This is a genomic window from Pseudomonas sp. 5P_3.1_Bac2, from assembly GCF_025465995.1.
In the GTDB taxonomy this organism is placed as follows: domain Bacteria; phylum Pseudomonadota; class Gammaproteobacteria; order Pseudomonadales; family Pseudomonadaceae; genus Aquipseudomonas.
The window spans coordinates 33,991-56,051 of sequence record NZ_JANLNY010000017.1 but is presented as its reverse complement, the minus strand read 5'-3'; the positions used below and the strand labels follow the sequence as shown (position 1 = coordinate 56,051).

At 58.9% G+C, this 22,061-nt stretch carries 24 protein-coding genes and 1 other RNA gene; 19 read left to right on the top strand and 6 right to left on the bottom strand.

Translation table 11 applies throughout. From position 1 onward, the window contains the following. The first annotated feature begins 45 nt into the window (after window positions 1–45). Together NTD81_RS11000 and NTD81_RS10995 are read left to right on the top strand one after the other, a co-directional pair. On the top strand, window positions 46–525 hold the full coding sequence (locus NTD81_RS11000; protein WP_262182361.1) for an NYN domain-containing protein: 480 nt from the start codon (window positions 46–48) through the stop codon (window positions 523–525). Window positions 526–528: 3 nt separating this feature from the next. Beyond that, the gene (locus tag NTD81_RS10995) at window positions 529–1,146 is read left to right on the top strand and encodes a PolC-type DNA polymerase III (RefSeq protein ID WP_262182358.1); all 618 of its coding nucleotides are present in this window, start codon (window positions 529–531) and stop codon (window positions 1,144–1,146) included. Window positions 1,147–1,169: 23 nt separating this feature from the next. Here the strand turns inward: NTD81_RS10995 and NTD81_RS10990 are convergent, their stop codons facing one another. Continuing rightward, complete coding sequence (locus tag NTD81_RS10990) at window positions 1,170–2,075, bottom strand: GlxA family transcriptional regulator (RefSeq protein WP_262182419.1); 906 nt, start codon at window positions 2,073–2,075, stop codon at window positions 1,170–1,172. A 239-nt stretch (window positions 2,076–2,314) separates the two neighbouring features. Between NTD81_RS10990 and NTD81_RS10985 the strand changes: the two genes are divergently transcribed. Continuing rightward, entirely contained in the window at window positions 2,315–3,451 is a 1,137-nt protein-coding gene (locus NTD81_RS10985) for an acyl-CoA dehydrogenase family protein (RefSeq protein WP_262182356.1), read from the top strand. Between the two features lie 68 nt (window positions 3,452–3,519). Here NTD81_RS10985 and NTD81_RS10980 read toward each other — a convergent pair whose 3' ends face one another. Then, window positions 3,520–4,557 carry an NADP(H)-dependent aldo-keto reductase gene (locus tag NTD81_RS10980; RefSeq protein WP_262182354.1) on the bottom strand — a complete coding sequence of 346 codons (1,038 nt, stop codon included), beginning with the start codon at window positions 4,555–4,557 and terminating at the stop codon, window positions 3,520–3,522. 252 nt (window positions 4,558–4,809) lie between these two features. Between NTD81_RS10980 and rplM the strand changes: the two genes are divergently transcribed. The 7 genes from rplM to NTD81_RS10945 all read left to right on the top strand — a co-directional run bounded on the left by rplM (window position 4,810) and on the right by NTD81_RS10945 (window position 9,616). After that, the gene (rplM, locus tag NTD81_RS10975; RefSeq protein ID WP_262182352.1) at window positions 4,810–5,238 is read left to right on the top strand and encodes a 50S ribosomal protein L13; all 429 of its coding nucleotides are present in this window, start codon (window positions 4,810–4,812) and stop codon (window positions 5,236–5,238) included. A gap of 14 nt (window positions 5,239–5,252) precedes the next feature. Continuing rightward, a complete protein-coding gene (gene rpsI / locus NTD81_RS10970; protein WP_262182350.1) occupies window positions 5,253–5,645 on the top strand; it encodes a 30S ribosomal protein S9 in 393 nt (130 codons plus the stop codon). Window positions 5,646–5,900: 255 nt separating this feature from the next. Beyond that, window positions 5,901–6,494, top strand: a complete 594-nt coding sequence (gene petA / locus NTD81_RS10965) for a ubiquinol-cytochrome c reductase iron-sulfur subunit (RefSeq protein WP_262182348.1) — start codon at window positions 5,901–5,903, stop codon at window positions 6,492–6,494. Further along, the gene (locus NTD81_RS10960) at window positions 6,494–7,705 is read left to right on the top strand and encodes a cytochrome b (RefSeq protein WP_262182418.1); all 1,212 of its coding nucleotides are present in this window, start codon (window positions 6,494–6,496) and stop codon (window positions 7,703–7,705) included. Before petA ends, NTD81_RS10960 begins: the two co-directional genes overlap by 1 nt. Then, the gene (locus NTD81_RS10955) at window positions 7,705–8,484 is read left to right on the top strand and encodes a cytochrome c1 (protein WP_262182346.1); all 780 of its coding nucleotides are present in this window, start codon (window positions 7,705–7,707) and stop codon (window positions 8,482–8,484) included. The genes NTD81_RS10960 and NTD81_RS10955 overlap by 1 nt, the downstream gene beginning before the upstream one ends. A gap of 88 nt (window positions 8,485–8,572) precedes the next feature. Further along, window positions 8,573–9,190, top strand: a complete 618-nt coding sequence (locus tag NTD81_RS10950) for a glutathione S-transferase N-terminal domain-containing protein (RefSeq protein ID WP_262182345.1) — start codon at window positions 8,573–8,575, stop codon at window positions 9,188–9,190. 15 nt (window positions 9,191–9,205) lie between these two features. Further along, window positions 9,206–9,616: a ClpXP protease specificity-enhancing factor gene (locus NTD81_RS10945; protein ID WP_262182344.1), complete on the top strand. Its 411-nt coding sequence runs from the start codon at window positions 9,206–9,208 to the stop codon at window positions 9,614–9,616. 69 nt (window positions 9,617–9,685) lie between these two features. Here NTD81_RS10945 and NTD81_RS10940 read toward each other — a convergent pair whose 3' ends face one another. The 4 genes from NTD81_RS10940 to NTD81_RS10925 are packed head-to-tail and all read right to left on the bottom strand — an operon-like array spanning window position 9,686 to window position 13,026. Beyond that, window positions 9,686–10,219 (bottom strand): BON domain-containing protein, encoded by a 534-nt coding sequence (locus NTD81_RS10940; protein WP_262182343.1) that lies wholly within the window; start codon window positions 10,217–10,219, stop codon window positions 9,686–9,688. Next, the gene (locus NTD81_RS10935; RefSeq protein WP_090249136.1) at window positions 10,216–10,809 is read right to left on the bottom strand and encodes a phosphoheptose isomerase; all 594 of its coding nucleotides are present in this window, start codon (window positions 10,807–10,809) and stop codon (window positions 10,216–10,218) included. The genes NTD81_RS10940 and NTD81_RS10935 overlap by 4 nt, the downstream gene beginning before the upstream one ends. Window positions 10,810–10,839: 30 nt before the next feature. Further along, window positions 10,840–11,214: a YraN family protein gene (locus NTD81_RS10930; protein ID WP_262182342.1), complete on the bottom strand. Its 375-nt coding sequence runs from the start codon at window positions 11,212–11,214 to the stop codon at window positions 10,840–10,842. Then, the gene (locus tag NTD81_RS10925; protein ID WP_262182341.1) at window positions 11,215–13,026 is read right to left on the bottom strand and encodes a penicillin-binding protein activator; all 1,812 of its coding nucleotides are present in this window, start codon (window positions 13,024–13,026) and stop codon (window positions 11,215–11,217) included. Window positions 13,027–13,117: 91 nt separating this feature from the next. Between NTD81_RS10925 and rsmI the strand changes: the two genes are divergently transcribed. The 9 genes from rsmI (at window position 13,118) to mraY (ending at window position 22,055) form a co-directional block, all read left to right on the top strand. Continuing rightward, a complete protein-coding gene (gene rsmI / locus NTD81_RS10920; RefSeq protein WP_410017146.1) occupies window positions 13,118–14,023 on the top strand; it encodes a 16S rRNA (cytidine(1402)-2'-O)-methyltransferase in 906 nt (301 codons plus the stop codon). Window positions 14,024–14,064: 41 nt separating this feature from the next. After that, window positions 14,065–14,423, top strand: an RNA gene (rnpB, locus tag NTD81_RS10915) — RNase P RNA component class A. A gap of 310 nt (window positions 14,424–14,733) precedes the next feature. After that, a complete protein-coding gene (mraZ, locus tag NTD81_RS10910; RefSeq protein ID WP_160343709.1) occupies window positions 14,734–15,189 on the top strand; it encodes a division/cell wall cluster transcriptional repressor MraZ in 456 nt (151 codons plus the stop codon). 2 nt (window positions 15,190–15,191) lie between these two features. After that, window positions 15,192–16,133 (top strand): 16S rRNA (cytosine(1402)-N(4))-methyltransferase RsmH, encoded by a 942-nt coding sequence (rsmH, locus tag NTD81_RS10905; protein ID WP_262182339.1) that lies wholly within the window; start codon window positions 15,192–15,194, stop codon window positions 16,131–16,133. Next, window positions 16,130–16,423 carry a cell division protein FtsL gene (gene ftsL / locus NTD81_RS10900; protein ID WP_262182338.1) on the top strand — a complete coding sequence of 98 codons (294 nt, stop codon included), beginning with the start codon at window positions 16,130–16,132 and terminating at the stop codon, window positions 16,421–16,423. The genes rsmH and ftsL overlap by 4 nt, the downstream gene beginning before the upstream one ends. Next, window positions 16,420–18,147 (top strand): peptidoglycan D,D-transpeptidase FtsI family protein, encoded by a 1,728-nt coding sequence (locus tag NTD81_RS10895; RefSeq protein WP_410017145.1) that lies wholly within the window; start codon window positions 16,420–16,422, stop codon window positions 18,145–18,147. The genes ftsL and NTD81_RS10895 overlap by 4 nt, the downstream gene beginning before the upstream one ends. Beyond that, window positions 18,147–19,610 carry a UDP-N-acetylmuramoyl-L-alanyl-D-glutamate--2,6-diaminopimelate ligase gene (gene murE, locus NTD81_RS10890; protein WP_262182337.1) on the top strand — a complete coding sequence of 488 codons (1,464 nt, stop codon included), beginning with the start codon at window positions 18,147–18,149 and terminating at the stop codon, window positions 19,608–19,610. Before NTD81_RS10895 ends, murE begins: the two co-directional genes overlap by 1 nt. Next, window positions 19,603–20,973 (top strand): UDP-N-acetylmuramoyl-tripeptide--D-alanyl-D-alanine ligase, encoded by a 1,371-nt coding sequence (gene murF, locus NTD81_RS10885; protein ID WP_262182336.1) that lies wholly within the window; start codon window positions 19,603–19,605, stop codon window positions 20,971–20,973. The genes murE and murF overlap by 8 nt, the downstream gene beginning before the upstream one ends. After that, entirely contained in the window at window positions 20,973–22,055 is a 1,083-nt protein-coding gene (gene mraY / locus NTD81_RS10880) for a phospho-N-acetylmuramoyl-pentapeptide-transferase (protein WP_262182335.1), read from the top strand. The genes murF and mraY overlap by 1 nt, the downstream gene beginning before the upstream one ends. Window positions 22,056–22,061: the final 6 nt, after the last annotated feature.

Sequence of the window (22,061 nt, the reverse complement as noted above, 5' to 3'; positions counted from 1 at the left end):
GCTCTGGCATACTGCGCCTCCATTGCTTAAGCATGAGGATTCACGGTGAAGAAGATTGCCGTATTCGCCGATGTACAAAACCTCTACTACACCGTGCGCCAGGCCTATGCCTGCCACTTCAACTACGCGGCGCTGTGGGCGGATGTCAGCCAGCATGGCGAGGTGGTTGAGGCCTATGCCTATGCCATTGATCGTGGTGATCACAAGCAGCAGCAGTTCCAGCAGATCCTGCGTAACTTGGGTTTTCAGGTGAAGCTCAAGCCCTATATCCAACGCAGCGATGGTTCGGCCAAAGGCGATTGGGACGTGGGCATTACGATCGACATCATGGACGCCGCCACGCGGGTCGATGAGGTGGTGTTGGCCAGCGGCGACGGTGACTTCGATCTGCTGCTGGAGAAAATCCGCTCAAGTTATGGCGTTACCGCGGTGGCCTATGGCGTGCCCGGTTTGACCGCGCAATCGCTGGTGCGCGCAGCCACTCGTTACGTGCCAATTGAAGGCCATTTGCTGTTGAGAAATTAATTCATGTTGGCTGATTCCATTGCCGTGCTCGACTTTGAAACCACCGGGCTGTCGCCTGCCCAGGATGCCCGCGCCACTGAAATCGGGGTGGTGATAGTCGAAGGCGGGCAGATCGTTGCCCGTTATCAAAGCCTGATGAACAGTGGCGCTTGGGTGCCGCCGTTTATTGAGCGCCTGACCGGCATCACTAACGCCATGTTGCGCACAGCTCCGCCGGCGGCGCAGGTGATGCAAGAGGTCGCTGAGTTCGTGGGCGAGCGGCCGCTGCTGGCGCACAACGCCAGCTTCGATCAGAAGTTTTGGGATGCTGAGCTGGCCCGAGTACAGCGTCGCCGTAGCCGTGATTTCGCCTGTTCCTTGCTGTTGGCGCGGCGCCTGTTACCGCTGGCGCCGAGTCATAAACTCGGTCAGCTCAACGATTGGATCGGCCTGCCCGACACTGGGCAGGCGCACCGGGCCTTGGCCGATGCGGAGATGGCGGCCAACCTGACCTGCTTTATGGCGCAGCTGCTGCGCGAGCGTCATGGCTTGAGTGAGGTTTCCCATCCGCTGCTGTGCCAATTGCAGCAAGTGCCGGCGGCGAAGATGGCGCAAACCCTGGCGAAAATTCGCGGGCACTGAGCCGGCCCGCGTTTGTTCAAGGCTTAAGCCGGCTGCTCCTTGTGTTGGAATTGGCGGCGGTACTGGTTGGGCGACAGCTCCGTGTGCTGACGGAACAGGCGGGCAAAGAAGCTGGCATCGTCATAACCCACCTCATAGCTGATGGTCTTGATGCTCTTGCGCGTGGCGCTGAGCAAGCTCTTGGCGGTTTCGATACGCAGGCGCTGTAAATAGTGCAGCGGCTTATCCCCCGTAGCTGCCTGGAAGCGCCGCATAAAATTGCGGATGCTCATGCCGTGTTCGCGGGCTACATCTTCAAAGCGAAACTTGTCGGCGAAGTGATCCTCGAGCCATTGCTGGATCTGCAAAATGCTCATGTCGTGGTGCAGCTTTTGCCCACCAAAACCAATCCTGCCCGGTGCGTAGTTGCGCTGTACCTCATACAAAATATCCCGCGCCACGCCTTGGGCCACGCCGGCGCCACAGAAACGTTCGATCAGGTAGATATACAGGTCGCAGGCGGAAGTGGTGCCGCCGGCGCAATAGAGGTTGTCGGCATCGGAAAGGTGTTTGTCTTGATTGAGCAGCACCTTGGGAAAGCGCTCGGCGAACTCAGCGAAGAAGCGCCAATAGGTGGTCGCTTCTTTGCCGTCTAACAAGCCCGCCTGGGCCATCCAGAACACCCCGGTGGCTTCGCCGCAAATCGAACTGCCGGCGGCGTGGCGTTGTTTGAGCCAGGTGAGCACTTGCGGGTGGCGCTGACAGAGGTCGTCGAAGTCATCCCAAAACGCCGGCAGGATAATGATGTCGGCGTCATCCAGGCTGCCATCGACGGGGATTAGCACGTCGCTAAAGCTGCGCACCGGCTGGCCGTCGGGGCTGACTAAATGAATGGCAAAGGTGGGGACTAAACCTAAGCCTTGCTGCTTACCAAAACGCAGGCTGGCCATGTGGAAAAAGTCTTTGGCCTGCATCAGGGTCGAGGCGAAAACCCCCGGGGTGGCAAGGATGCTGACGCGGCGCAGGGTGGAAGCAGGTGGAGTCGACATAGATATTGTTCTTATTAAGGCTAAGTGGTCATGCACTGGCTGGATCGTCTTATTTATTGGCGCTTGTGTCCAGTGTGAACAAGCGTCTGCTTGGCTAAAGTCGGTGCACTTTTAAACGGCCTTATCTTGCAGGTGTTGCCATGATTCCAAGAACAATATTCGGCTCCGAACACGAACAATTTCGCGACAGCGTGCGCAAGTTTTTGCAGCAAGAGGCGGTGCCCTTTCACCCGCAGTGGGAGAAAGACGGCCACGTCGATCGTGAGCTGTGGCGTAAGGCGGGGGAGGCGGGGATGCTCTGCTCGCATATCCCGGAAGAGTACGGCGGCATGGCCGCAGACTTCCTTTATAGCGCGGTGGTGATCGAAGAAGTGGCGCGCTTGGGCCTGACCGGCATTGGCTTCTCCTTGCACTCGGACATCGTGGCGCCGTACATCCTGCATTACGGCAGCGAAGCGCAAAAACTGCATTACCTGCCCAAGCTGGTTAGCGGCGAAATGGTGTCGGCCATCGCCATGACTGAGCCAGGCGCCGGCTCCGACTTACAAGGGGTAAAAACCACGGCCGTGCTGGATGGCGACGAGTACGTGATCAACGGCTCGAAGACCTTTATTACCAATGGCTGGTTGGCAGACCTGATCGTGGTGGTGGCCAAGACTGATCCCAAGGCCGGCGCTAAAGGCACCAGCTTGTTTCTCGTTGAAGCCAATACGCCTGGTTTCTCCAAAGGCAAGCGCCTGGAAAAGGTCGGGATGAAGGCGCAGGACACCTCTGAGCTGTTTTTCCAAGACGTGCGCGTGCCTAAAGAAAACCTGCTGGGTCAGGCCGGGATGGGCTTTGCCTATTTGATGCAGGAGTTGCCCCAAGAGCGTTTGACCGTGGGCGTCGGCGCCATCGCTTCGGCTGAGGCCGCGCTGCAATGGACATTGGATTACACCCGCGAGCGCAAAGCCTTCGGTAAAGCCGTGGCGGATTTCCAAAACACCCGCTTCAAGCTGGCCGAGATCGCCACCGAGGTGCAGGTCGGTCGAGTCTTTATTGATCGCTGCTTAGAGTTGCACCTTGAGCGCAAGCTGGATGTGCCCACTGCGGCCATGCTCAAGTACTGGGGTACTGATTTGCAGTGCAAGGTGCTCGATGAGTGCGTGCAGCTGCACGGCGGCTACGGCTATATGTGGGAATACCCGGTGGCCCGCGCTTGGGCGGATGCGCGGGTGCAGCGAATCTACGCCGGCACCAACGAGATCATGAAAGAGATTATTGCGCGGGCTTTGTAGCGGCTTCGCCGGCAGCGATAAACGATCAAGCCCGGCCACGCGCCGGGCTTGATCTATCTGGGCTGAGCCTAAGGCGCCGGGTTGGGCTGGCTGCGATGGATCGCTTCGATGCCTTCCAGCACTTGCGCGCTTAACCGCAGTTCGCTGCTGCGCAGGTTGCTCTCCAGTTGCTCAAGGCTGGTCGCGCCGATGATGTTACTGGTGACAAAGGGCCGTGAAGTGACAAACGCCAGGGCCATCTGCCCGGGATTTAGCCCGTGTTCTTCGGCCAGCGCTACATAGCGCGCACAGGCGGCAACCGACTGCGGATTGCTGTAGCGGCTAAAGCGGCTAAACAGGGTCAGGCGCCCATCCGCCGGGCGCGCGCCGTTGCCATATTTGCCGCTAAGCATGCCGAAGGCCATCGGTGAGTAAGCCAACAAGCTGCATTGCTCACGAATCGCCACTTCGGCCAAGCCGACTTCAAAGCTGCGGTTGAGCAGGTTATAGGGGTTTTGAATCGATACGCTGCGCGGCCAGCCATGCTGTTCGGCCAATTGCAGAAACTTCATGGTGCCCCATGGCGTTTCATTGGACAGGCCGATATGCCGAATCTTGCCGGCTTTCACCTGCTCATCTAGCACTGCCAAGGTTTCTGCCAGCGGCGTGCCGTCATACTCCTGATGGTCGTAGCCGAGCTGGCCGAAGAAGTTCGTCGGGCGCTCTGGCCAGTGCAGTTGGTAGAGGTCGATCCAGTCGGTTTGCAGGCGTTTGAGGCTGGCATCCAGCGCGGCGACGATATTCGCCCGGTCATGTTTCAGCGGCGGGGTGCGGATATGGCTGACGCCATTGCCGGGGCCGGCCACTTTGCTGGCCAAGATCCAATCGTGGCGGTCGCCGCGAGATTTAAAATACTCGCCAATGATTTGTTCGGTCTTGCTATAGGTCTCGGGCCTGGGCGGCACCGGGTACATTTCTGCGGTGTCGATAAAGTTGATGCCGTAAGCCTTGGCCCGCTCTATCTGGGCGAACCCCTCGTCACGGGTGTTTTGTTCACCCCAGGTCATGCTGCCCAGGCACAGGCGACTGACGTTAAGGTTACTGCGGCCGAGTTGACTGTACTCCATTACAAACTCCTACGAAGGCGAAAACGCACGGAACAATCGGGTTGCTATTCTCTGCGCAATCTGGATAATTGCGCACCTCTTTCTGCAGTGGAAGTGATGCGCCGCCTGCCGAAGAATCTTGCCGTATACGGTCGCGCTGACCCGAGCCCCCGATAGCGCCTGTTTTCGGCTGCCTTTGACCTTGTCAAAGTAAGCACTATTCAGTAAGATCCGCCGTCTTATTTATCAGGGCGGCCCCTGAGGCTATAAAGAATGAAAACTTTTACTGCTAAACCGGAAACAGTTAAGCGCGACTGGTACGTCGTCGATGCTGCTGGTCAGACCCTGGGTCGTCTGGCTACCGAAATCGCGAGCCGTCTGCGTGGCAAGCACAAACCTGAATACACTCCGCACGTTGATACCGGTGACTACATCGTTGTGATCAATGCTGAGCAGATTCGTGTCACTGGTGCCAAGACCACTGACAAAATGTACTACTCCCACTCTGGTTTCCCGGGCGGCATTAAGTCGATCAACTTTGAAAAGCTGATCGCTAAAGCTCCTGAGCGCGTGATCGAGACCGCGGTAAAAGGCATGCTGCCTAAGAACCCGCTGGGTCGCGACATGTACCGTAAGCTGAAAGTCTATGCGGGTGCTGCTCATCCTCATACTGCTCAGCAGCCCCAAGAACTGAAGATTTAACGGAATAGTTCATTATGTCGGCGACTCAAAATTACGGCACTGGCCGTCGCAAGACTGCAACCGCACGCGTTTTCCTGCGTCCGGGCACTGGCAATATCTCTATCAACAACCGCACTCTGGAAAACTTCTTCGGTCGCGAAACTGCCCGCATGGTAGTTCGTCAGCCGCTGGAGCTGACCGAGACTGTTGAGAAATTCGACATCTACGTTACCGTTATCGGTGGCGGTGTGAGCGGTCAAGCTGGCGCTATCCGTCACGGCATCACTCGTGCTCTGATGAGCTACGATGAAAGCCTGCGCGGCGCGCTGCGTAAAGCTGGCTTCGTGACTCGCGACGCCCGTGAAGTTGAGCGTAAGAAGGTTGGTCTGCGTAAAGCGCGTAAGCGTCCGCAGTACTCCAAGCGTTAATCGCTTACCTGCTTACCAAAAAAGCCCAGCCTCCTTTGCGGAGCTGGGTTTTTTTTATGGCTGCTAAACTCTTATGCGGCATCATGCCGCACGTCTGTAACGCCCAATTTGTAAGGGCTTGCGTCGTACTTATGAGGGTATTTCCTTGTCAGTACAGGGGCTTTTCTTTACCATTTGGCAAATTTTTTTAAGCTAGCGATTTTTACTTAGTATAGGCCTGACCAACAGGCCATAAAGCTGATGGGAGACGACTGAATGAGCAATGACGGCGTGAATGCAGGCCGGCGTCGCTTTCTGGTAGCGGCCACCTCTGTGGTGGGCGCTGCAGGAGCGGTGGGTGCCGCGGTCCCGTTCGTAGGGTCCTGGTTCCCGAGCGCCAAGGCTAAAGCTGCCGGAGCACCCGTTAAGGTGAACGTCAGTAAGGTTGAGCCAGGCCAGCAGATGGTTGCTGAATGGCGAGGCCAACCGGTGTTTATCGTTCGCCGTACTGAGGAAATTCTCAGCAATCTGACGAAGATTGAAGGCAAACTGGCAGACTTCGATTCGAAATCCTCGGTTCAACCTGCTTATGTGGATCCGAAGACTCGTTCGATCAAGCCAGAGGTCTTGCTGCTGGTCGGTATCTGCACCCACTTGGGTTGCTCGCCATCGTTCCGTCCTGAAGTGGCCCCGGCTGATTTGGGTGCTGAGTGGGTCGGCGGTTATTTCTGCCCTTGCCATGGTTCGCGCTACGACCTCGCGGGTCGTGTGTACAAGTCCCAGCCTGCACCGCTGAACCTGCCGGTGCCGCCGCACACGTACGAGACGGATGACATAGTCGTCATCGGTGTGGATCAGGAGCAAGCATGATGAGCAAATTCATGGAATGGGTCGATGCACGTTTCCCCGCGACCAAGATGTGGGAAGACCATCTGTCCAAATACTATGCCCCGAAGAACTTCAACTTCTTCTACTTCTTTGGCTCCCTGGCACTGCTGGTTCTGGTTAACCAGATCCTCACTGGTGTTTGGCTGACCATGAGCTACACCCCTTCGGCTGAAGAGGCATTTGCTTCGGTCGAATACATCATGCGTGACGTCGAATACGGCTGGATTCTGCGCCTGATGCACTCCACTGGCGCTTCGGCGTTCTTCGTCGTGGTTTACCTGCACATGTTCCGCGGTCTGCTCTACGGCTCCTACCAGAAGCCGCGTGAGCTGGTGTGGATCTTCGGTATGCTGATTTATCTGATGCTGATGGCTGAAGCCTTCATGGGCTACCTGCTGCCATGGGGTCAGATGTCGTACTGGGGTGCTCAGGTAATTATCTCGCTGTTCGGTGCTATCCCGGTGATCGGCGATGACCTGACTCAGTGGATCCGTGGTGACTACCTGATCTCCGGCATTACCCTGAACCGCTTCTTCGCCTTGCACGTTGTGGCTCTGCCGATCGTGATTCTGGGCCTGGTTGTGCTGCACATCCTGGCGCTGCACGAAGTCGGTTCGAACAACCCCGATGGCGTGGACATCAAGAAGAAGAAGGACGAGAACGGCATCCCGCTCGACGGCATTCCTTTCCACCCTTACTACACCGTGAAAGATATCGTCGGCGTAGTGGTGTTCCTGTTCGTGTTCTGCTTCGTGATTTTCTTCTTCCCGGAAATGGGTGGTTATTTCCTCGAGAAGCCAAACTTTGAAGCGGCGAACCCGTTCAAGACTCCTGAGCACATCGCTCCGGTTTGGTACTTCACGCCGTTCTACGCGATTCTGCGTGCTGTTCCAGACAAGCTGATGGGCGTTATCGCCATGGGCGCGGCCATCGCTGTGCTGTTCGTCCTGCCTTGGCTGGACCGTAGTCCAGTTAAGTCGATGCGCTACAAAGGCTGGCTGAGCAAAGTTTGGTTGCTGGTTTTCTGTGTGTCCTTCGTGATTCTGGGCGTGCTGGGCGTATTGGCGCCAACTCCAGGTCGTACGTTGCTGTCGCAGGTGTGCACCGTCCTGTACTTCGCATACTTCCTGCTGATGCCGTTCTATACCAAACTCGAGAAGACCAAACCGGTTCCGGAAAGGGTGACTGGCTGATGAAAAAGCTATTTGCTGCACTTGTAATCGCTGCTATGCCGGTTCTGGCCATGGCCAACACTGTTGGCTATGAGCTGGATAAAGCAGACATCGATTTGACCGATAAAGCAGCTCTGCAAGATGGTGCGCGTACCTTCGCCAACTATTGCATGGGTTGCCACTCGGCTCAGTACCAGCGTTTTGAGCGGGTTGCCGACGACTTGGGGATCCCCCATGACGTGATGCTGGAGAACCTGGTGTTCAACGGCTCGAAAATTGGCGATCACATGAAGATCGGCATGCGCCCGGCAGACGCCAAAACTTGGTTCGGTGCTGCGCCACCTGACCTGACTCTGGTCGCTCGCGTACGTGGCAACGATTGGCTGTACACCTACCTGCGCACCTTCTATGAAGATCCTGCGCGTCCGCTGGGTGCCAACAACAAGGTGTTCCCGAACGTGGGTATGCCGAACGTGTTGGTTGGCCTGCAAGGCCGTCAGTACATCGGTTGCAAGCAAGTCCAGGTAGTTGAAGACGGTAAGAAACAATTCGACCCGTTGACCGGCGCGCCTATCACTCACGAAGCTTGTGATCAGCTGACCATCGAGCCGAACACTGGCACGCTGAATGAAGCTGAGTTCGATGAGAAGGTGAAGAACCTGGTGACCTTCCTGGCCTACTCGGCCAACCCGGTCAAGCTGCAGAGCCAGCGTATCGGCACTTACGTGCTGCTGTTCTTGGCTTTCTTCTTCGTATTCGCTTATCTGCTTAAGCGTGAATACTGGAAGGACGTGCACTAAGACTGCGCCACTTCGCTGTTAATCTGCGCGCCCTTTTGGGCGCGCAGTTCTTTGTGCGGTACATAACTTTATAAGCGAGGAGGAACCCATGGGTACGACCAATAGGTTGACCTGCTACTCCGACCCCGCCGACCAATACTCTCATCGCGTGCGTATTGTGCTCGCCGAGAAGAGTGTCAGCGCCGAAATCGTCAGTGTCGATAAGCAGCACTATCCCGCCAAGCTGCAAGAACTCAATCCCTATGCCAGTTTGCCGACCTTGGTCGACCGTGATCTGGCGTTGTATGAGTCCACGGTCGTCATGGAGTACCTGGACGAGCGTTACCCGCATCCGCCTCTGCTGCCGGTGTATCCCGTCGCCCGGGCGAACAGTCGTCTGCTTATGCATCGTATTCAACGCGATTGGTGCGCTAAGGTTGATGTGATTCTCGATGCGCGCATCAAGGAGCCCGTTAAGGCCCTGGCGCGTAAAGAGTTACGTGAAAGTTTAACCGGCGTGTCACCGCTGTTTGCAGACAAGGCTTACTTCCTCAGCGAGGAGTTGAGTCTAGTAGACTGTTGCCTGCTGCCGATTCTGTGGCGCTTGCCTATTCTGGGGATTGAGTTGCCCAGACAAGCCAAGCCCCTGCTGGATTACATGGAGCGGCAATTTGCCCGGGAAGCGTTCCGGAGCAGTTTGTCATCTGTAGAACGTGAGATGCGTTAACGCGAGGAAATTGCAATGAAGTCGAGTCGTCCTTATCTGGTTCGCGCTCTTTATGAGTGGATTGTGGATAACGACTGCACGCCACACCTGTTGGTTAACGCCGACTTTCCAGGTGTGCAAGTGCCCGCAGGTTTCGCCAACGACGGCCAGATCGTGCTGAATGTCTCCCCCAGTGCCGTGCGTCACCTGCATATGGATAACGAAGCGGTGAGCTTCGAAGGTCGCTTCTCGGGTGTGCCGCAGAGTCTCTATATCCCGGCTGCCGCCGTACTCGCGGTGTACGCGCGGGAAAATGGCCAGGGTATGGTGTTTGAGGCTGAGCCGGCAGTGGCTGAATTGGACCACCTGGATGAGCTGGAAGACACGCCGCCGGACACTGAGCCGCCGCGTCCTAGCGGTCGGCCAAGTCTGAAAGTGGTCAAGTAAGACCGAGCAAGCTGCGTAATAAAAAAGGCGATCCGAGGATCGCCTTTTTTATTACCTAAGTGGCAGCTGCTAGTTGGTGTACTCGAACAGCTTGACCACTTTTTGCACGCCGGAAACGCTCTGCACCAGGTTGCTGGCTTGGCGGCCTTCAATTTGCGAGACCACGCCGAGCAGATAAACGATGCCGTTCTCGGTCACCACCTTGATGCGCGAGCCGGGCACGCTGCTGTCGGCCAGCATCTGGGTCTTGATGCGGCTGGTCAGCAGTGAGTCGTTGCTGCGTACCAGCAGCGAGGTAGGGGCCAGCACTTGCAGTTCGTTGTGCACTTTGCGCACGTTACTGACCCGTTTGGCGGCTTGTTCGGCCAGGGTTTTCAGGTCGCTGCGTGGGGTTTGTCCGGCCAGCAGAATAACGCCGTTGTAGCTGGTGACGACGATGTGTGAAGTCGGGCTGCTGAGGTCTTTATGGGCATCGGACACGCTCGAGCTGACGTCGGGAGCGAGAAACTGGTCATCGATCTTGTTGCCGAGGCTGCGATTACCGCAGCCGGCGAGCGTTAGCGTCAGGGCTAAGGCGGCGAGTAGTAGTGGTGAACGGGTCATTCTTCACTCCCAAACAATTGACTATCGATCAGGTCGCACAGGCAGTGGATGGCCAGCAGGTGGACTTCCTGGATGCGTGCAGTGACTTTTGATGGCACGCGGATCTCCACGTCCTCAGGCAGCAGTAGCGAGGCCATGCCGCCGCCGTCGCGGCCGGTCAGGGCAACCACGGTCATTTCGCGGTCGTGGGCGGCTTGGATGGCCTGGATCACGTTGGCCGAGTTGCCGCTGGTGGAGATCGCCAGCAGGACGTCACCTGGTTGGCCGAGGGCGCGAATTTGCTTGGAGAACACCTCGTTGTAGCTGTAGTCGTTGGCAATCGAGGTGATGGTCGAGCTGTCGGTGGTCAGGGCGATGGCCGGCAGGCTAGGGCGCTCACGCTCAAAACGGTTGAGCAGCTCGGAAGAGAAGTGCTGAGCATCGCCAGCTGAGCCGCCGTTACCGCAAGAGAGGATCTTGCCTTCGCTGAGCAGGGCCTGAACCATGGCCTGACTGCCTTGCTCGATAAAGGGAATCAGCACTTCCATGGCCTGCTGTTTGGTCTCGATGCTGGCTTGGAACAGGTGGCGGATACGGGCTTGCATGTCCATCGGGAATATAACCTTCAGTGTGGCGTCTGGTTAGGTGTCAAAGGCGTTTTGAATCCAGTCCAGGTGCGCGGTGGCTTGGCTGTCGGCGGTTATGGCAATCACATCAAAACGGCATGGGTGCTTGGCCCAATGCGCTTCTTGTTGCAGGAACAGCTGTGCGGTGTGGATGAGTTTCTCACGTTTGCGAGCATCAACGCTCGCCGCTGCGCCGCCCCAGGCGCTATGGCGCCGATAGCGAACCTCGATAAATACTACTGTATCGCCGTCGAGCATGACCAGATCAAGCTCGCCGAGGCGGCAGCGCCAGTTGTGCGCCAGCAAGCGCAGGCCGTGTTGCTCAAGATGCTGCCGGGCTTGGGCCTCGGCAGCTTGGCCGCGTTGTTGGGCGCTGGGCGCTGCTTTCAATTACTGGCTGCTGTCAGGCAGGTTTTGCACTTGGCCGTCGCGAAACTCCGCCCAAGGCAGTTGCCGTTCAATGCGCTGGCTGGCATTCAGACTCAGCTCGCCAGACAGACCGTGCAGGCGGGTATCGGGCAGACTTTGCAGCTGGCGCAGGCGTGGGGCCAGCTGGAAGGCATCGGCGCCCATGGCGTAGAGGCGTCCGAGGCTGCCGTTAGCTTGCGGCCACTGCGTGCTGGCTTGCTGGCGCAGTGGGTCGCTGCTGTTAAGCAGCCATGGGGTTTCGCAGAAACGAATGCCGTTTAAGTCCAGATACTGGGCTTGGTTGTAGGCGCCGGTGAACAAATGCGAGGTGGCGTATACCGGTACGTCACCAGCGTACTGGAAGGCCAGGGTCGGCTTGATCTGTTGGGCCTGCTGCGGGGTGGCGGCGAGGAAGATAAAGTCGACATCGCGGCGCCGCGAGGGTGCTGCTGCGACATTGCTGCCAAGCGCGTTTTGCAGGCGCTTGGCGCGGGCTTCGCTTTGGCGCAGCTGGAACAGATCAGCAATCTGCTGCGCCAACTGCACGGGTTGGTCGACGTGCTCGGCAGCAATCAAGGTGCCGCCCTGAGCCTGCCAGCTCTGACGGAAGGCATTTAGCACGCGGTCGCCCCAGTCACCGTTCGGCACCAGCGCTACAGCGCGGCGCATGCCGTCGGCCCAGGCACGGCGCGCGACTTCACGGGCTTCGTCTTCAGCGGCCAGGCCAAACTGATACAGCTGCGCCGGACCGGTGGTGGCGGTTTCACTGTAATTCAAAGCCAGGGTGGTAATAGGTAGTTGTGGGCGGCTGTTAAGTTGGCTGACCAGGTTCTTTTCCAGCGGGCCGATCACCAGTTGCGCGCCGGCGTTTTGCGCTTGGGCGTAGAAGTCATCCAGCGAGGCCAGGCGTGAGCTGTCGTAGAACTGGATGTTCGGTGGGTTCTCGCCATTTTGTTTGGCTTGGTAGTAGGCAGCCATAAAGCCGTCGCGCAGGGCGCGAGCGACATTGGCCAGTGGGCCTTCCTCTGGTAGCAGCAGGGCGATCTGGGTCAGGGGGGCACTGGAGAGCTTTTTCAGATCCTGCAGCGCCAGCGGCAGTTCGAGGGCGGCTGGGTGCTGTGGGTTCTGTGCCTGCCAGTTGTCGATGGCTTTTTGTTGTTGCTCCAGGCTGCCTGGGGTTTTCGCCGCTTGGGCGAGGCCGAGCCAGCCGTCTAGGGTGCTGTCGCCGCTGGCCTGCAACTCGTTGGCAGGCAGGGTGGAGATCAGGGCCCAGATTTGGTTGTGGTTGTCACTGGCGTCAGTGCCGGTCAGCAGTGGCGCGAAGAAGATGCGCTCGCGAGCGGCCGCGAGGTTTTGCCCGTCGGCTTGCAGTGCCTTGGCGCGTACCAGTTGCGTGCGCAGTTGTTGCTCAACGGGCAGCTCGGCCAGGCGCTCCAGGCTTGGATGCTGGAGCGCGCGCAGGGCTGCTTTAGGTTTGTTGTTGGCCATGGCCAGCTCGGCTTGCAAGGTGCTGGCGAATACTTGTTGCGCGGGGGGCAACTCGGCCAGCGGCACTTGCTGCAGGATGGCGCTGGCGCGGGCGAAATCCTTTTGCTTGTAGGCCTGGTCGGTGGCGGACAGGCGTAATGCCGCCGCTTGGCCGGCCGGGCTATTGGCAGCTTGTTGCAGCAGTTGCTCGATGCTGGCTTGCGGCGTGCGCGGCAGCTCGCCCAGGGTCGATGAGGGCTGGCTCGAGCAGGCGACAATGAGCCCGGCAAGGCAGACGATGGACAGTGGACGCAGGCTGACGATCATGTAAGCGTTCCTGATACTTGATCAAATTGAAAGACGAATTGTACCCAAGGCCGCCCGGTGACGCGATGTTGCCGCAGCTAATCCGGCTACAATGGGCGCTTTGTTGATTAAAGAGGGCTGTTTAGTGACCACTCCTGCCGCTGTGAATTCGCCTTATGGCAGTCTTTATGTGGTTGCAACGCCCATTGGCAACCTCGATGACATCTCGACCCGGGCGCTCAATGTGCTACGAAGCGTAGCCTTGATTGCCGCCGAGGACACCCGGCATTCGGCGCGCCTGATGCAGCACTTTGGTATCGGCACGCCGTTGGCGGCCTGTCATGAGCATAACGAGCGTGATCAGGGCAGTCGCTTTATCGAACGCCTGCTGGCGGGCGATGATGTCGCGCTGATTTCTGACGCCGGCACGCCGCTGATCTCTGATCCGGGCTACCACTTGGTACGTCAGGCGCGGGCGGCAGGAGTGCGAGTGGTGCCGGTGCCCGGGGCGAGTGCCTTGATTGCGGCGCTGTCGGCGGCCGGTTTGCCGTCTGACCGGTTTATCTTTGAAGGCTTTTTGCCGGCCAAGGCGGTGGGCCGGCGTGCCCGTTTAGAGCAGGTTAAGGAAGAGCCGCGTACGCTGATCTTCTATGAGGCGCCGCACCGTATCCTTGAGTGCCTGCAGGACATGCAGGCGGTCTTCGGCGCTGAGCGCCCGGCCTTGCTCGCGCGGGAAATCACCAAGACCTTCGAGACCCTCAAGGGCTTGCCGCTAGCTGAATTGGCGGCTTGGGTCGGCGCCGATAGCAACCAGCAGCGCGGTGAGTGCGTGGTGTTGGTGGCGGGTTGGCAGGCGCCGGAAGGCGATGAGGCAATCAGTGCTGAGGCGCTGCGGGTGCTGGATCTGTTACTCGCGGAATTGCCGCTCAAGCGTGCGGCGGCGCTGGCGGCGGAGATCACCGGAGTGCGTAAGAACCTGTTGTATCAGGCGGCGCTGGAGCGGCAAAAGGAGGTTTAGTCCTTGTTCTATAAGGGCGTAGCCGTTACCCTTGGCGGCGGAGAGTCGATCGGACAGTCGCTGCCATATTTAGTTCTGCTAAATGTGGGGGAGGAAAGTCCGGGCTCCATAGGGCGGAGTGCCAGGTAATGCCTGGGGGGCGTGAGCCTACGGAAAGTGCCACAGAAAATAACCGCCTAAGCGCTTCGGTGCCGGTAAGGGTGAAAAGGTGCGGTAAGAGCGCACCGCACGGCTGGCAACAGTCCGTGGCTAGGTAAACCCCACTCGGAGCAAGACCAAATAGGGTTCCATTGGCGTGGCCCGCGCTGGAACCGGGTAGGTTGCTAAAGATGTGCAGTGATGTACATCGTAGAGGAATGGCTGTCCTCGACAGAACCCGGCTTATAGATCGGCTCTCCACCTCCCTTCTTGTGCATGTCCTGCAATCTGTCGCTTATCTCGCAAACAGCAAAAAAAACCAACTCTTAACAAATCACTTTAAGTTTGGTGGTGATGTTGTTGCGCTGGTTAGATTTTGTTCTCCCTTCTTGAAGTTCATTCTGTCTTTTGCTCCCGCAAAGTTAGCTAAATCGCCGTTCTATAAGGACTTTTCCTGCTGTACGCGCCTTGACGGTGGGGTGTGTGCGTTCCTATAGTGTGCGCGAGTGGTAAGAAGTGGCGCAAAGTGGGTTTTTGGGCAAGGAAAGCTAATAAAAAGGGGATACGCGATCGTGTTTCGCGGAGCTAACGCCATCAGTCTCGACGCCAAAGGGCGGCTCGCGATGCCTAGTAGGTATCGGGATGAGCTCGTCTCGCGTTGTGCTGGCCAGCTCATCGTTACGATTGATGCCATAGACCCTTGCCTGTGTGTTTATCCCTTGTCTGAGTGGGAGCTGATTGAAGCCAAGCTCCGCGAACTCGCCTCTTTCCGTGAAGAAAACCGCCGCTTGCAGCGCCTGTTGATTGGCAATGCTGTGGATCTTGAGCTGGATGCCAGCGGACGTTTCCTGGTGCCGCCGCGCCTGCGTGAGTACGCCAAGCTGGACAAGCGTGCGATGTTGGTCGGTCAGCTCAATAAATTTCAACTGTGGGATGAAGATGCTTGGAATGCAGTGGCCGATGCCGATTTGGCAGCGATCAAGCAACCAGGGGCTTTGTCCGACGAACTACGTGACTTGATCCTGTGACTATGACCAGCAGCTTTCGCCATATAACCGTACTTCTCGACGAGGCTGTCGAGGGGTTGGCGCTGCGCGGCGATGGGGTCTATGTCGACGGCACTTTCGGCCGCGGCGGGCACAGCCGATTGATCTTGCAGAAGCTCGGCGGCGGAGGGCAGCTGCTCGGGTTTGATAAAGACCCACTGGCGATTGCAACTGGCAATACCTTGGCGGCCGAAGACGGCCGCTTTGTCGTTGTGCAGCGTAGCTTTGCCGAGCTGGCCGATGAGCTCGCGCAGCGCGACCTGAATGGCCGTCTAAGCGGCATTCTGCTTGACTTGGGCGTGTCCTCGCCGCAATTGGACGACGCGGCCCGCGGCTTTAGCTTTCTGCATGATGGCCCGTTGGATATGCGCATGAACCCGGATGCCGGGGTCAGTGCCGCCCAGTTCATCGCCCAGGCGCCGGAAGAAGAAATCGCTCGAGTCTTTAAAGAGTACGGCGAAGAGCGCTTTGCCAAGCGCATGGCGCGCGCCGTGGTGCAGCGCCGCGAAGAACAGCCCTTTGAGCGTACCGCCGATCTGGCGCAAGTGCTGACCGTGGCCAACCCCGCTTGGGAAAAAGGCAAGAATCCGGCGACTCGTGCCTTCCAAGGTCTGCGCATCCATGTCAATAACGAGCTCGGTGATTTGCAGCGCGGCCTCGATGCGGCGCTGGATAACCTTGAGGTCGGCGGGCGTCTGGTGGTGATCAGCTTCCACTCCCTGGAAGACCGCATCGTCAAACTCTTTATGCGCAAGCACGCCAAAGGCGAGATGGACAAGTTGCCCCGCGACCTGCCGATCATCCCCAAGGCCTTCGAGCCGCGCCTGAAACTGATTGGTAAGCCCGTGTTCGCCAGCGAAGCCGAGTTGCAAGCCAACCCGCGCTCGCGCAGCGCGGTCATGCGCATTGCGGAGAAACTCCGGTGAGCGGGCTATTTCGCAAACCCTTGCCGCGCGGCAGCTGGCTGATGCTGGTGCTGTTCGTCGGCGTTATGGTCTCCGCAGTGTGCGTGTCTTATAGCGCGCACTGGAACCGGCAACTGCTCAATGATCTGTATGCCGAGCTGAGCGTGCGCGACAAAGCTCAGGCCGAGTGGGGGCGCTTGATCCTTGAGCAGAGCACTTGGACGGCACATAACCGTATTGAAACCCTGGCCAGTGAGCGCCTCGGCATGCGCATCCCAGATGCCGCCGAAGTGCAGATGGTGGCGCCATGATGAAGCTCGAAGGCGCACTGTATCCATGGCGTTTCCGTCTGGTGCTGGGGTTGCTGGCACTGATGGTGGGCGCGATCGTCTGGCGTATCGTCGACTTGCAGGTCTTCGATCAGAGCTTCCTGCAGGCCCATGGTGATGCGCGCAGCGTGCGGCATATCCCGATTCCTGCGCACCGTGGTCTGATCACCGACCGCAATGGCGAGCCACTGGCCGTGAGTACGCCGGTGACCACCCTGTGGGCTAATGGTAAAGAACTGCAAAACGGCAAAGACAAATGGCCCGCCTTGGCTCAAGCCCTGGGGCAAGAGCCCAAGGCCTTTAGCGAACGCCTGCTGGGTAGCGCTAACCGCGAGTTTATGTACTTGGTGCGCGGCCTCACTCCTGAACGCGGCCAGCAGATTCTTGATCTGAAAGTGCCGGGTGTGTACGGCATTGAAGAGTTCCGCCGTTTTTATCCGGCCGGTGAAGTGGCGGCCCATGTGGTGGGCTTTACCGATATCGATGACCACGGTCGTGAAGGTATGGAACTGGCCTTCGATGATTGGCTGGCTGGCGTGCCGGGCAAGCGGCAGGTCCTGAAAGACCGCCGTGGGCGTCTGATTAAAGACGTGCAAGTGGCGCAGAACGCCAAGGCCGGTAAGACCTTGGCGCTGTCGATCGACCTGCGTCTGCAGTACCTGGCGCACCGTGAGCTGCGTAATGCGGTCAATGAGTTCGGCGCGAAAGCGGGCAGCCTGGTGATGCTCGATGTGCAGACCGGCGAAGTGCTGGCCATGGTCAATCAGCCTACTTATAACCCGAACAACCGGCGCAATCTGCATCCGGCGGCCATGCGTAACCGCGCCATGATCGACGTGTTTGAGCCAGGCTCGACCGTTAAGCCATTCTCCATCGCCGCGGCGCTGGGCACTGGACGCTGGACGCCGGAAATGACCGTCGACACCTATCCGGGCACCTTGCAGATCGGGCGCTACACCATCCGCGACGTGTCCCGCGGTGGCGTACTGAACCTCACCGGGATTCTGATGAAGTCGAGTAACGTCGGCATCAGTAAGGTGGCATTCGATATCGGTGCTGAGCCGATTTACGCCGTGATGCAACAAGTCGGTTTGGGCCAAGACACCGGTCTGAGCTTCCCCGGCGAGCGGGTCGGCAATCTGCCTAATTACCGGGTGTGGAAGAAGGCCGAAACCGCCACCTTGGCTTACGGCTACGGCCTGTCGGTCACTGCGGTGCAACTGGCCCATGCTTACACCGTTCTGGGTAATAAAGGCCAGGTAGTGCCGCTGTCGATGGTCCGTCTGGATCGCAAGCCTGATGCGGTGCAAGTGATTGATCCGAAAATTGCCCAGACCGTGGTCGGCATGCTCCAGTCCGTGGTGGAAGAGCCGGGCGGTGGCGGCGTGCGCGCCAAAGTGCCGGGCTATCACGTCGGCGGCAAGAGCGGCACGGCGCGTAAGGCCGCCACTGGCAGCAAGGGCTATGTGGATAAAGCCTATCGCTCGTTCTTTGCTGGCGTGGCGCCGGTGAACAACCCGCGCATTGCTGCGGTGGTCATGATTGATGAGCCTAGTGAGGGCGGCTACTACGGTGGTCTGGTCTCGGCTCCGGTATTTGGCAAAGTGATGGCTGGCGCGCTGCGCCTGATGAACATCGCCCCCGACAACTTACCCCAGCAAACCACCACCGCTGCGGTAGCGCCGGCCAAGGGAGGGCGTATCTGATGCCAATGCCACTGAATCAACTACTGCCCCAGGCCTCGAGTAGCGCGCTGATCCGCGAACTGACGTTGGACAGCCGCAAAGTGCGCCCCGGTGATTTGTTTCTGGCCGTGCCCGGTACTCAGCAAGACGGTCGGGTGCATATCAGCGACGCAATTGCCCGTGGCGCTGCCGCTGTGGCCTTTGAAGCTGAAGGTGCGGCGACCATGACCGCGCACAGCGCGGAGCTGATCCCAGTTAAAGGTTTGGCCCAGCAGCTGTCGGCTATTGCCGGGCGCTTCTATGGCGAGCCGAGCCGTGGCCTGCGCTTAGTAGGTATCACGGGCACCAACGGTAAAACCAGTGTCAGCCAACTGCTGGCGCAGGCCTTGGATTTACTCGGTGAGCCATGCGGCATCGTTGGCACCTTGGGCAATGGTTTTTATAACGCCCTTGAACAAGGGCGCCACACCACGCCTGATCCCGTCGGTGTGCAAGCCACCCTGGCTGAATTGAAAAGCGCCGGTGCCCGCGCCGTAGCCATGGAAGTGTCGTCCCATGGCTTGCATCAGGGCCGTGTCGCTGCCCTCGAATTTGATGTGGCGGTGCTGACCAATCTGTCCCGCGATCACCTCGACTACCACGGTTCGATGCAGGCCTATGCCGAGGCCAAGGCGGCCCTGTTCGCCTGGCCGAGCCTGCGTTGCCGGGTGATCAATATCGATGACGCGTTTGGTCGTGAACTGGCTGGCGCCGACCATGATTCGCAATTGCTCAGCTATAGCCTGCAAGACAGCGCAGCCTATCTGTACTGCCGCGATGCACAGTTCGATGAGCACGGTGTGCGCGCCACCCTAGTCACGCCCCGTGGCGAAGGCAGCTTGCACAGTGCTTTGCTCGGCCGCTTTAACCTGAGCAACTTGCTGGCGGTCGTCGGCGCATTGTTGGGTTTGGACTACCCGCTGGATGAAATCCTCAGTGTGCTGCCTAAATTGCAAGGCCCGGTTGGCCGTATGCAGCGCCTCGGTGGCCATGGCCAGCCTCTGGTTGTAGTGGATTACGCCCACACGCCGGATGCCTTGGAGCAAGTGCTGCAAGCGCTGCGCCCCCACGTTAAAGGTCGTCTGCAGTGCTTGTTTGGCTGTGGTGGCGATCGTGACGCCGGTAAACGGCCGCTGATGGCCGCGGTGGTTGAGCGTCTGGCCGATGCCGTGCTGGTCACCGACGACAATCCGCGTACCGAGCAGCCGCAAGTCATTTTCGCGGATATCCGCACAGGCTTCAGCGCGCCTGAGCAGGTGCAGTTTGTCCATGGTCGCGGCCAGGCCATCGCCCAGCTGATTGCCAGTGCCAGCGCCGATGATGTGCTGGTGTTGGCCGGCAAGGGCCATGAGGACTACCAGGAAATCAACGGCGAGCGCCAAGCTTTCTCGGATCTGCTCGAGGCGACTAATGCCCTGGCTGCATGGGGGGCTGCCCATGCTTAAAGCATTGCGGTTGTCGCAAGTGGCCAGCGCCCTGCACGCCCAGGTACTCGGTGCCGACGTGGCCTTTAGTGCGGTGAGCACTGACAGCCGGGCGATTGCACCGGGGCAGTTGTTTATTGCACTCAGTGGCCCGAACTTCGATGGCCATAACTACCTGGCGGAGGTGCAGGCCAAAGGGGCTGTCGCTGCCTTGGTCGAGCGCCACGTGGCGGGTGTCGATCTGCCGCAACTGCTGGTCGCCGACACCCGCCTGGCCTTGGGGCAATTAGGCGCGCTGAACCGCCAAGCCTTCAACGCACCGCTGGTGGCGATCACCGGCTCCAGCGGCAAGACCACCGTTAAAGAGCTGCTCGCCAGTATCCTGCGCGCGGGTCTTAACGGTCCGGTATTGGCCACCCGGGGCAACCTGAATAATGATCTCGGCGCGCCGCTGACCTTGCTCGAACTGGCACCTGAGCATGTCGCCGGGGTGATCGAGTTGGGCGCCAACCATGTCGGTGAAATCGCCTACACAGTCGCCCTGACCCAGCCGCAAGTGGCCCTTATCAATAATGCCGGCAGCGCCCATGTCGGTGAGTTTGGCGGGCCGGAAAAAATCGTCGAGGCCAAGGGCGAGATTCTCCAGGGCTTGGATGCGCGCGGCGTGGCCGTGCTCAACCTGGATGACAAGGCCTTCGCCACCTGGCAGCAGCGCGCTGGGGCGGCGCAGGTGCACAGCTTCGCTCTGACTAACTCAGACGCTGACGTCTATGCCAGCGATTTGCAGCGTGATGCCCGCGGTTGCTCGGCCTTTACCTTGCACAGCGCTGCTGGTCAGACACGCATTCAACTCAATTTGCTCGGTGAGCATAACGTCGCCAATGCCTTGGCCGCTGCCACTGCCGCCTTAGCGCTGGATGTCAGCCTCGCTGGGATTAAAGCCGGTCTTGAAGCCGTGCAGGCGGTTAAAGGTCGTGCTGCTGCGCAGTTGACTGGCAGCGGTTTGCGCGTGATTGACGACAGCTACAACGCCAATCCGGCTTCGGTGTGCGCGGCTATCGATATCCTTGCCGGTTTCCCCGGGCGTACCGTGCTGGTGCTGGGTGATATCGGTGAGCTGGGCGCCTGGGCTGAGTCTGGCCATCGCCAGGTTGGCAGCTACGCCAAGGGCAAAGTGGACGCGCTATACGCCGTCGGCCCGCTGATGAAGTTTGCCGTCGAAGAATTTGCTGCCGGCGCACGGCACTTTGTCGATCAAAACACTCTAATCGCGGCTCTGCATCAAGAGCCGAGTGACACCACCATTCTTATTAAAGGCTCACGCAGTGCGGCGATGGAGAAAGTCGTCGCCGCGCTGTGTGGCACATCCGGGGAGATGCATTAATGCTGCTGCTGCTGGCCGAATACCTGCAACAGTTTCACAAGGCTTTCGCAGTGTTTCAGTACCTGACACTACGCGGCATCCTCAGTGTACTGACCGCGCTGTCCCTGGCCCTGTGCCTCGGCCCGTGGATGATTCGCACCCTGCAGAATCGCCAGATTGGCCAAGCTGTGCGCAACGACGGGCCGCAGTCGCACCTGTCGAAGAAAGGCACGCCGACCATGGGCGGCGCCCTGATCCTCACCGCCATTGCCGTCAGCACCTTGCTCTGGGCTGACCTGACTAACCGCTATGTGTGGGTGGTGCTGGCCGTGACCCTGCTGTTCGGCGCCATCGGTTGGGTGGATGACTACCGCAAAGTCATCGAGAAGAACTCCCGTGGTCTGCCGAGCCGTTGGAAGTATTTCTGGCAGTCGGTGTTTGGTTTGGGCGCGGCGCTGTTTCTGTTTCTGACTGCGCAAACGCCGGTGGAAACCAGCCTGATTCTGCCCATGATCAAAGACTTCAGCCTGCCGCTGGGCGTGGGCTTTGTGGTGCTGACTTACTTCGTCATCGTAGGTTCGAGCAACGCCGTGAACCTCACCGACGGCCTCGATGGCCTGGCCATTCTGCCGACCGTATTGGTCGGCGGCGCACTGGGCATCTTCTGCTACCTGTCGGGCAACATTAAGTTCGCCGAATACCTGTTTATCCCTTATGTGCCGGGTTCCGGCGAGCTGATCGTATTCTGCGCCGCGTTGGTTGGCGCCGGTCTGGGCTTTCTGTGGTTCAACACCTATCCGGCCCAAGTCTTTATGGGTGACGTCGGCGCACTGGCCTTGGGTGCTGCGCTGGGCACCATCGCCGTGGTGGTCCGTCAGGAGATCGTGCTGTTCATCATGGGCGGCATCTTCGTGGTCGAGACCCTGTCGGTGATTATCCAGGTGGCCAGCTTCAAGCTGACCGGCAAGCGCGTGTTCCGCATGGCGCCGATCCACCACCACTTTGAATTGAAAGGCTGGCCCGAACCACGGGTGATTGTGCGTTTCTGGATCATCACCGTGATTTTGGTGCTGATCGGCCTAGCTACCTTGAAACTGCGTTGAGGAATC

Excerpts from the sequence above, each read along its gene's own strand:
- NTD81_RS10995 (WP_262182358.1), top strand. The coding sequence starts at position 529 with ATGTTGGCTGATTCCATTGCCGTGCTCGACTTTGAAACCACCGGGCTG.
- NTD81_RS10990 (WP_262182419.1), bottom strand. The coding sequence starts at position 2,075 with ATGGCCAGCCTGCGTTTTGGTAAGCAGCAAGGCTTAGGTTTAGTCCCC.
- NTD81_RS10985 (WP_262182356.1), top strand. The coding sequence starts at position 2,315 with ATGATTCCAAGAACAATATTCGGCTCCGAACACGAACAATTTCGCGAC.
- NTD81_RS10980 (WP_262182354.1), bottom strand. The coding sequence starts at position 4,557 with ATGGAGTACAGTCAACTCGGCCGCAGTAACCTTAACGTCAGTCGCCTG.
- rplM (WP_262182352.1), top strand. The coding sequence starts at position 4,810 with ATGAAAACTTTTACTGCTAAACCGGAAACAGTTAAGCGCGACTGGTAC.
- rpsI (WP_262182350.1), top strand. The coding sequence starts at position 5,253 with ATGTCGGCGACTCAAAATTACGGCACTGGCCGTCGCAAGACTGCAACC.
- petA (WP_262182348.1), top strand. The coding sequence starts at position 5,901 with ATGAGCAATGACGGCGTGAATGCAGGCCGGCGTCGCTTTCTGGTAGCG.
- NTD81_RS10960 (WP_262182418.1), top strand. The coding sequence starts at position 6,494 with ATGAGCAAATTCATGGAATGGGTCGATGCACGTTTCCCCGCGACCAAG.
- NTD81_RS10955 (WP_262182346.1), top strand. The coding sequence starts at position 7,705 with ATGAAAAAGCTATTTGCTGCACTTGTAATCGCTGCTATGCCGGTTCTG.
- NTD81_RS10950 (WP_262182345.1), top strand. The coding sequence starts at position 8,573 with ATGGGTACGACCAATAGGTTGACCTGCTACTCCGACCCCGCCGACCAA.
- NTD81_RS10945 (WP_262182344.1), top strand. The coding sequence starts at position 9,206 with ATGAAGTCGAGTCGTCCTTATCTGGTTCGCGCTCTTTATGAGTGGATT.
- NTD81_RS10940 (WP_262182343.1), bottom strand. The coding sequence starts at position 10,219 with ATGACCCGTTCACCACTACTACTCGCCGCCTTAGCCCTGACGCTAACG.
- NTD81_RS10935 (WP_090249136.1), bottom strand. The coding sequence starts at position 10,809 with ATGGACATGCAAGCCCGTATCCGCCACCTGTTCCAAGCCAGCATCGAG.
- NTD81_RS10925 (WP_262182341.1), bottom strand. The coding sequence starts at position 13,026 with ATGATCGTCAGCCTGCGTCCACTGTCCATCGTCTGCCTTGCCGGGCTC.
- rsmI (WP_410017146.1), top strand. The coding sequence starts at position 13,118 with ATGGGCGCTTTGTTGATTAAAGAGGGCTGTTTAGTGACCACTCCTGCC.
- rsmH (WP_262182339.1), top strand. The coding sequence starts at position 15,192 with ATGACCAGCAGCTTTCGCCATATAACCGTACTTCTCGACGAGGCTGTC.
- NTD81_RS10895 (WP_410017145.1), top strand. The coding sequence starts at position 16,420 with ATGATGAAGCTCGAAGGCGCACTGTATCCATGGCGTTTCCGTCTGGTG.
- murE (WP_262182337.1), top strand. The coding sequence starts at position 18,147 with ATGCCAATGCCACTGAATCAACTACTGCCCCAGGCCTCGAGTAGCGCG.
- murF (WP_262182336.1), top strand. The coding sequence starts at position 19,603 with ATGCTTAAAGCATTGCGGTTGTCGCAAGTGGCCAGCGCCCTGCACGCC.
- mraY (WP_262182335.1), top strand. The coding sequence starts at position 20,973 with ATGCTGCTGCTGCTGGCCGAATACCTGCAACAGTTTCACAAGGCTTTC.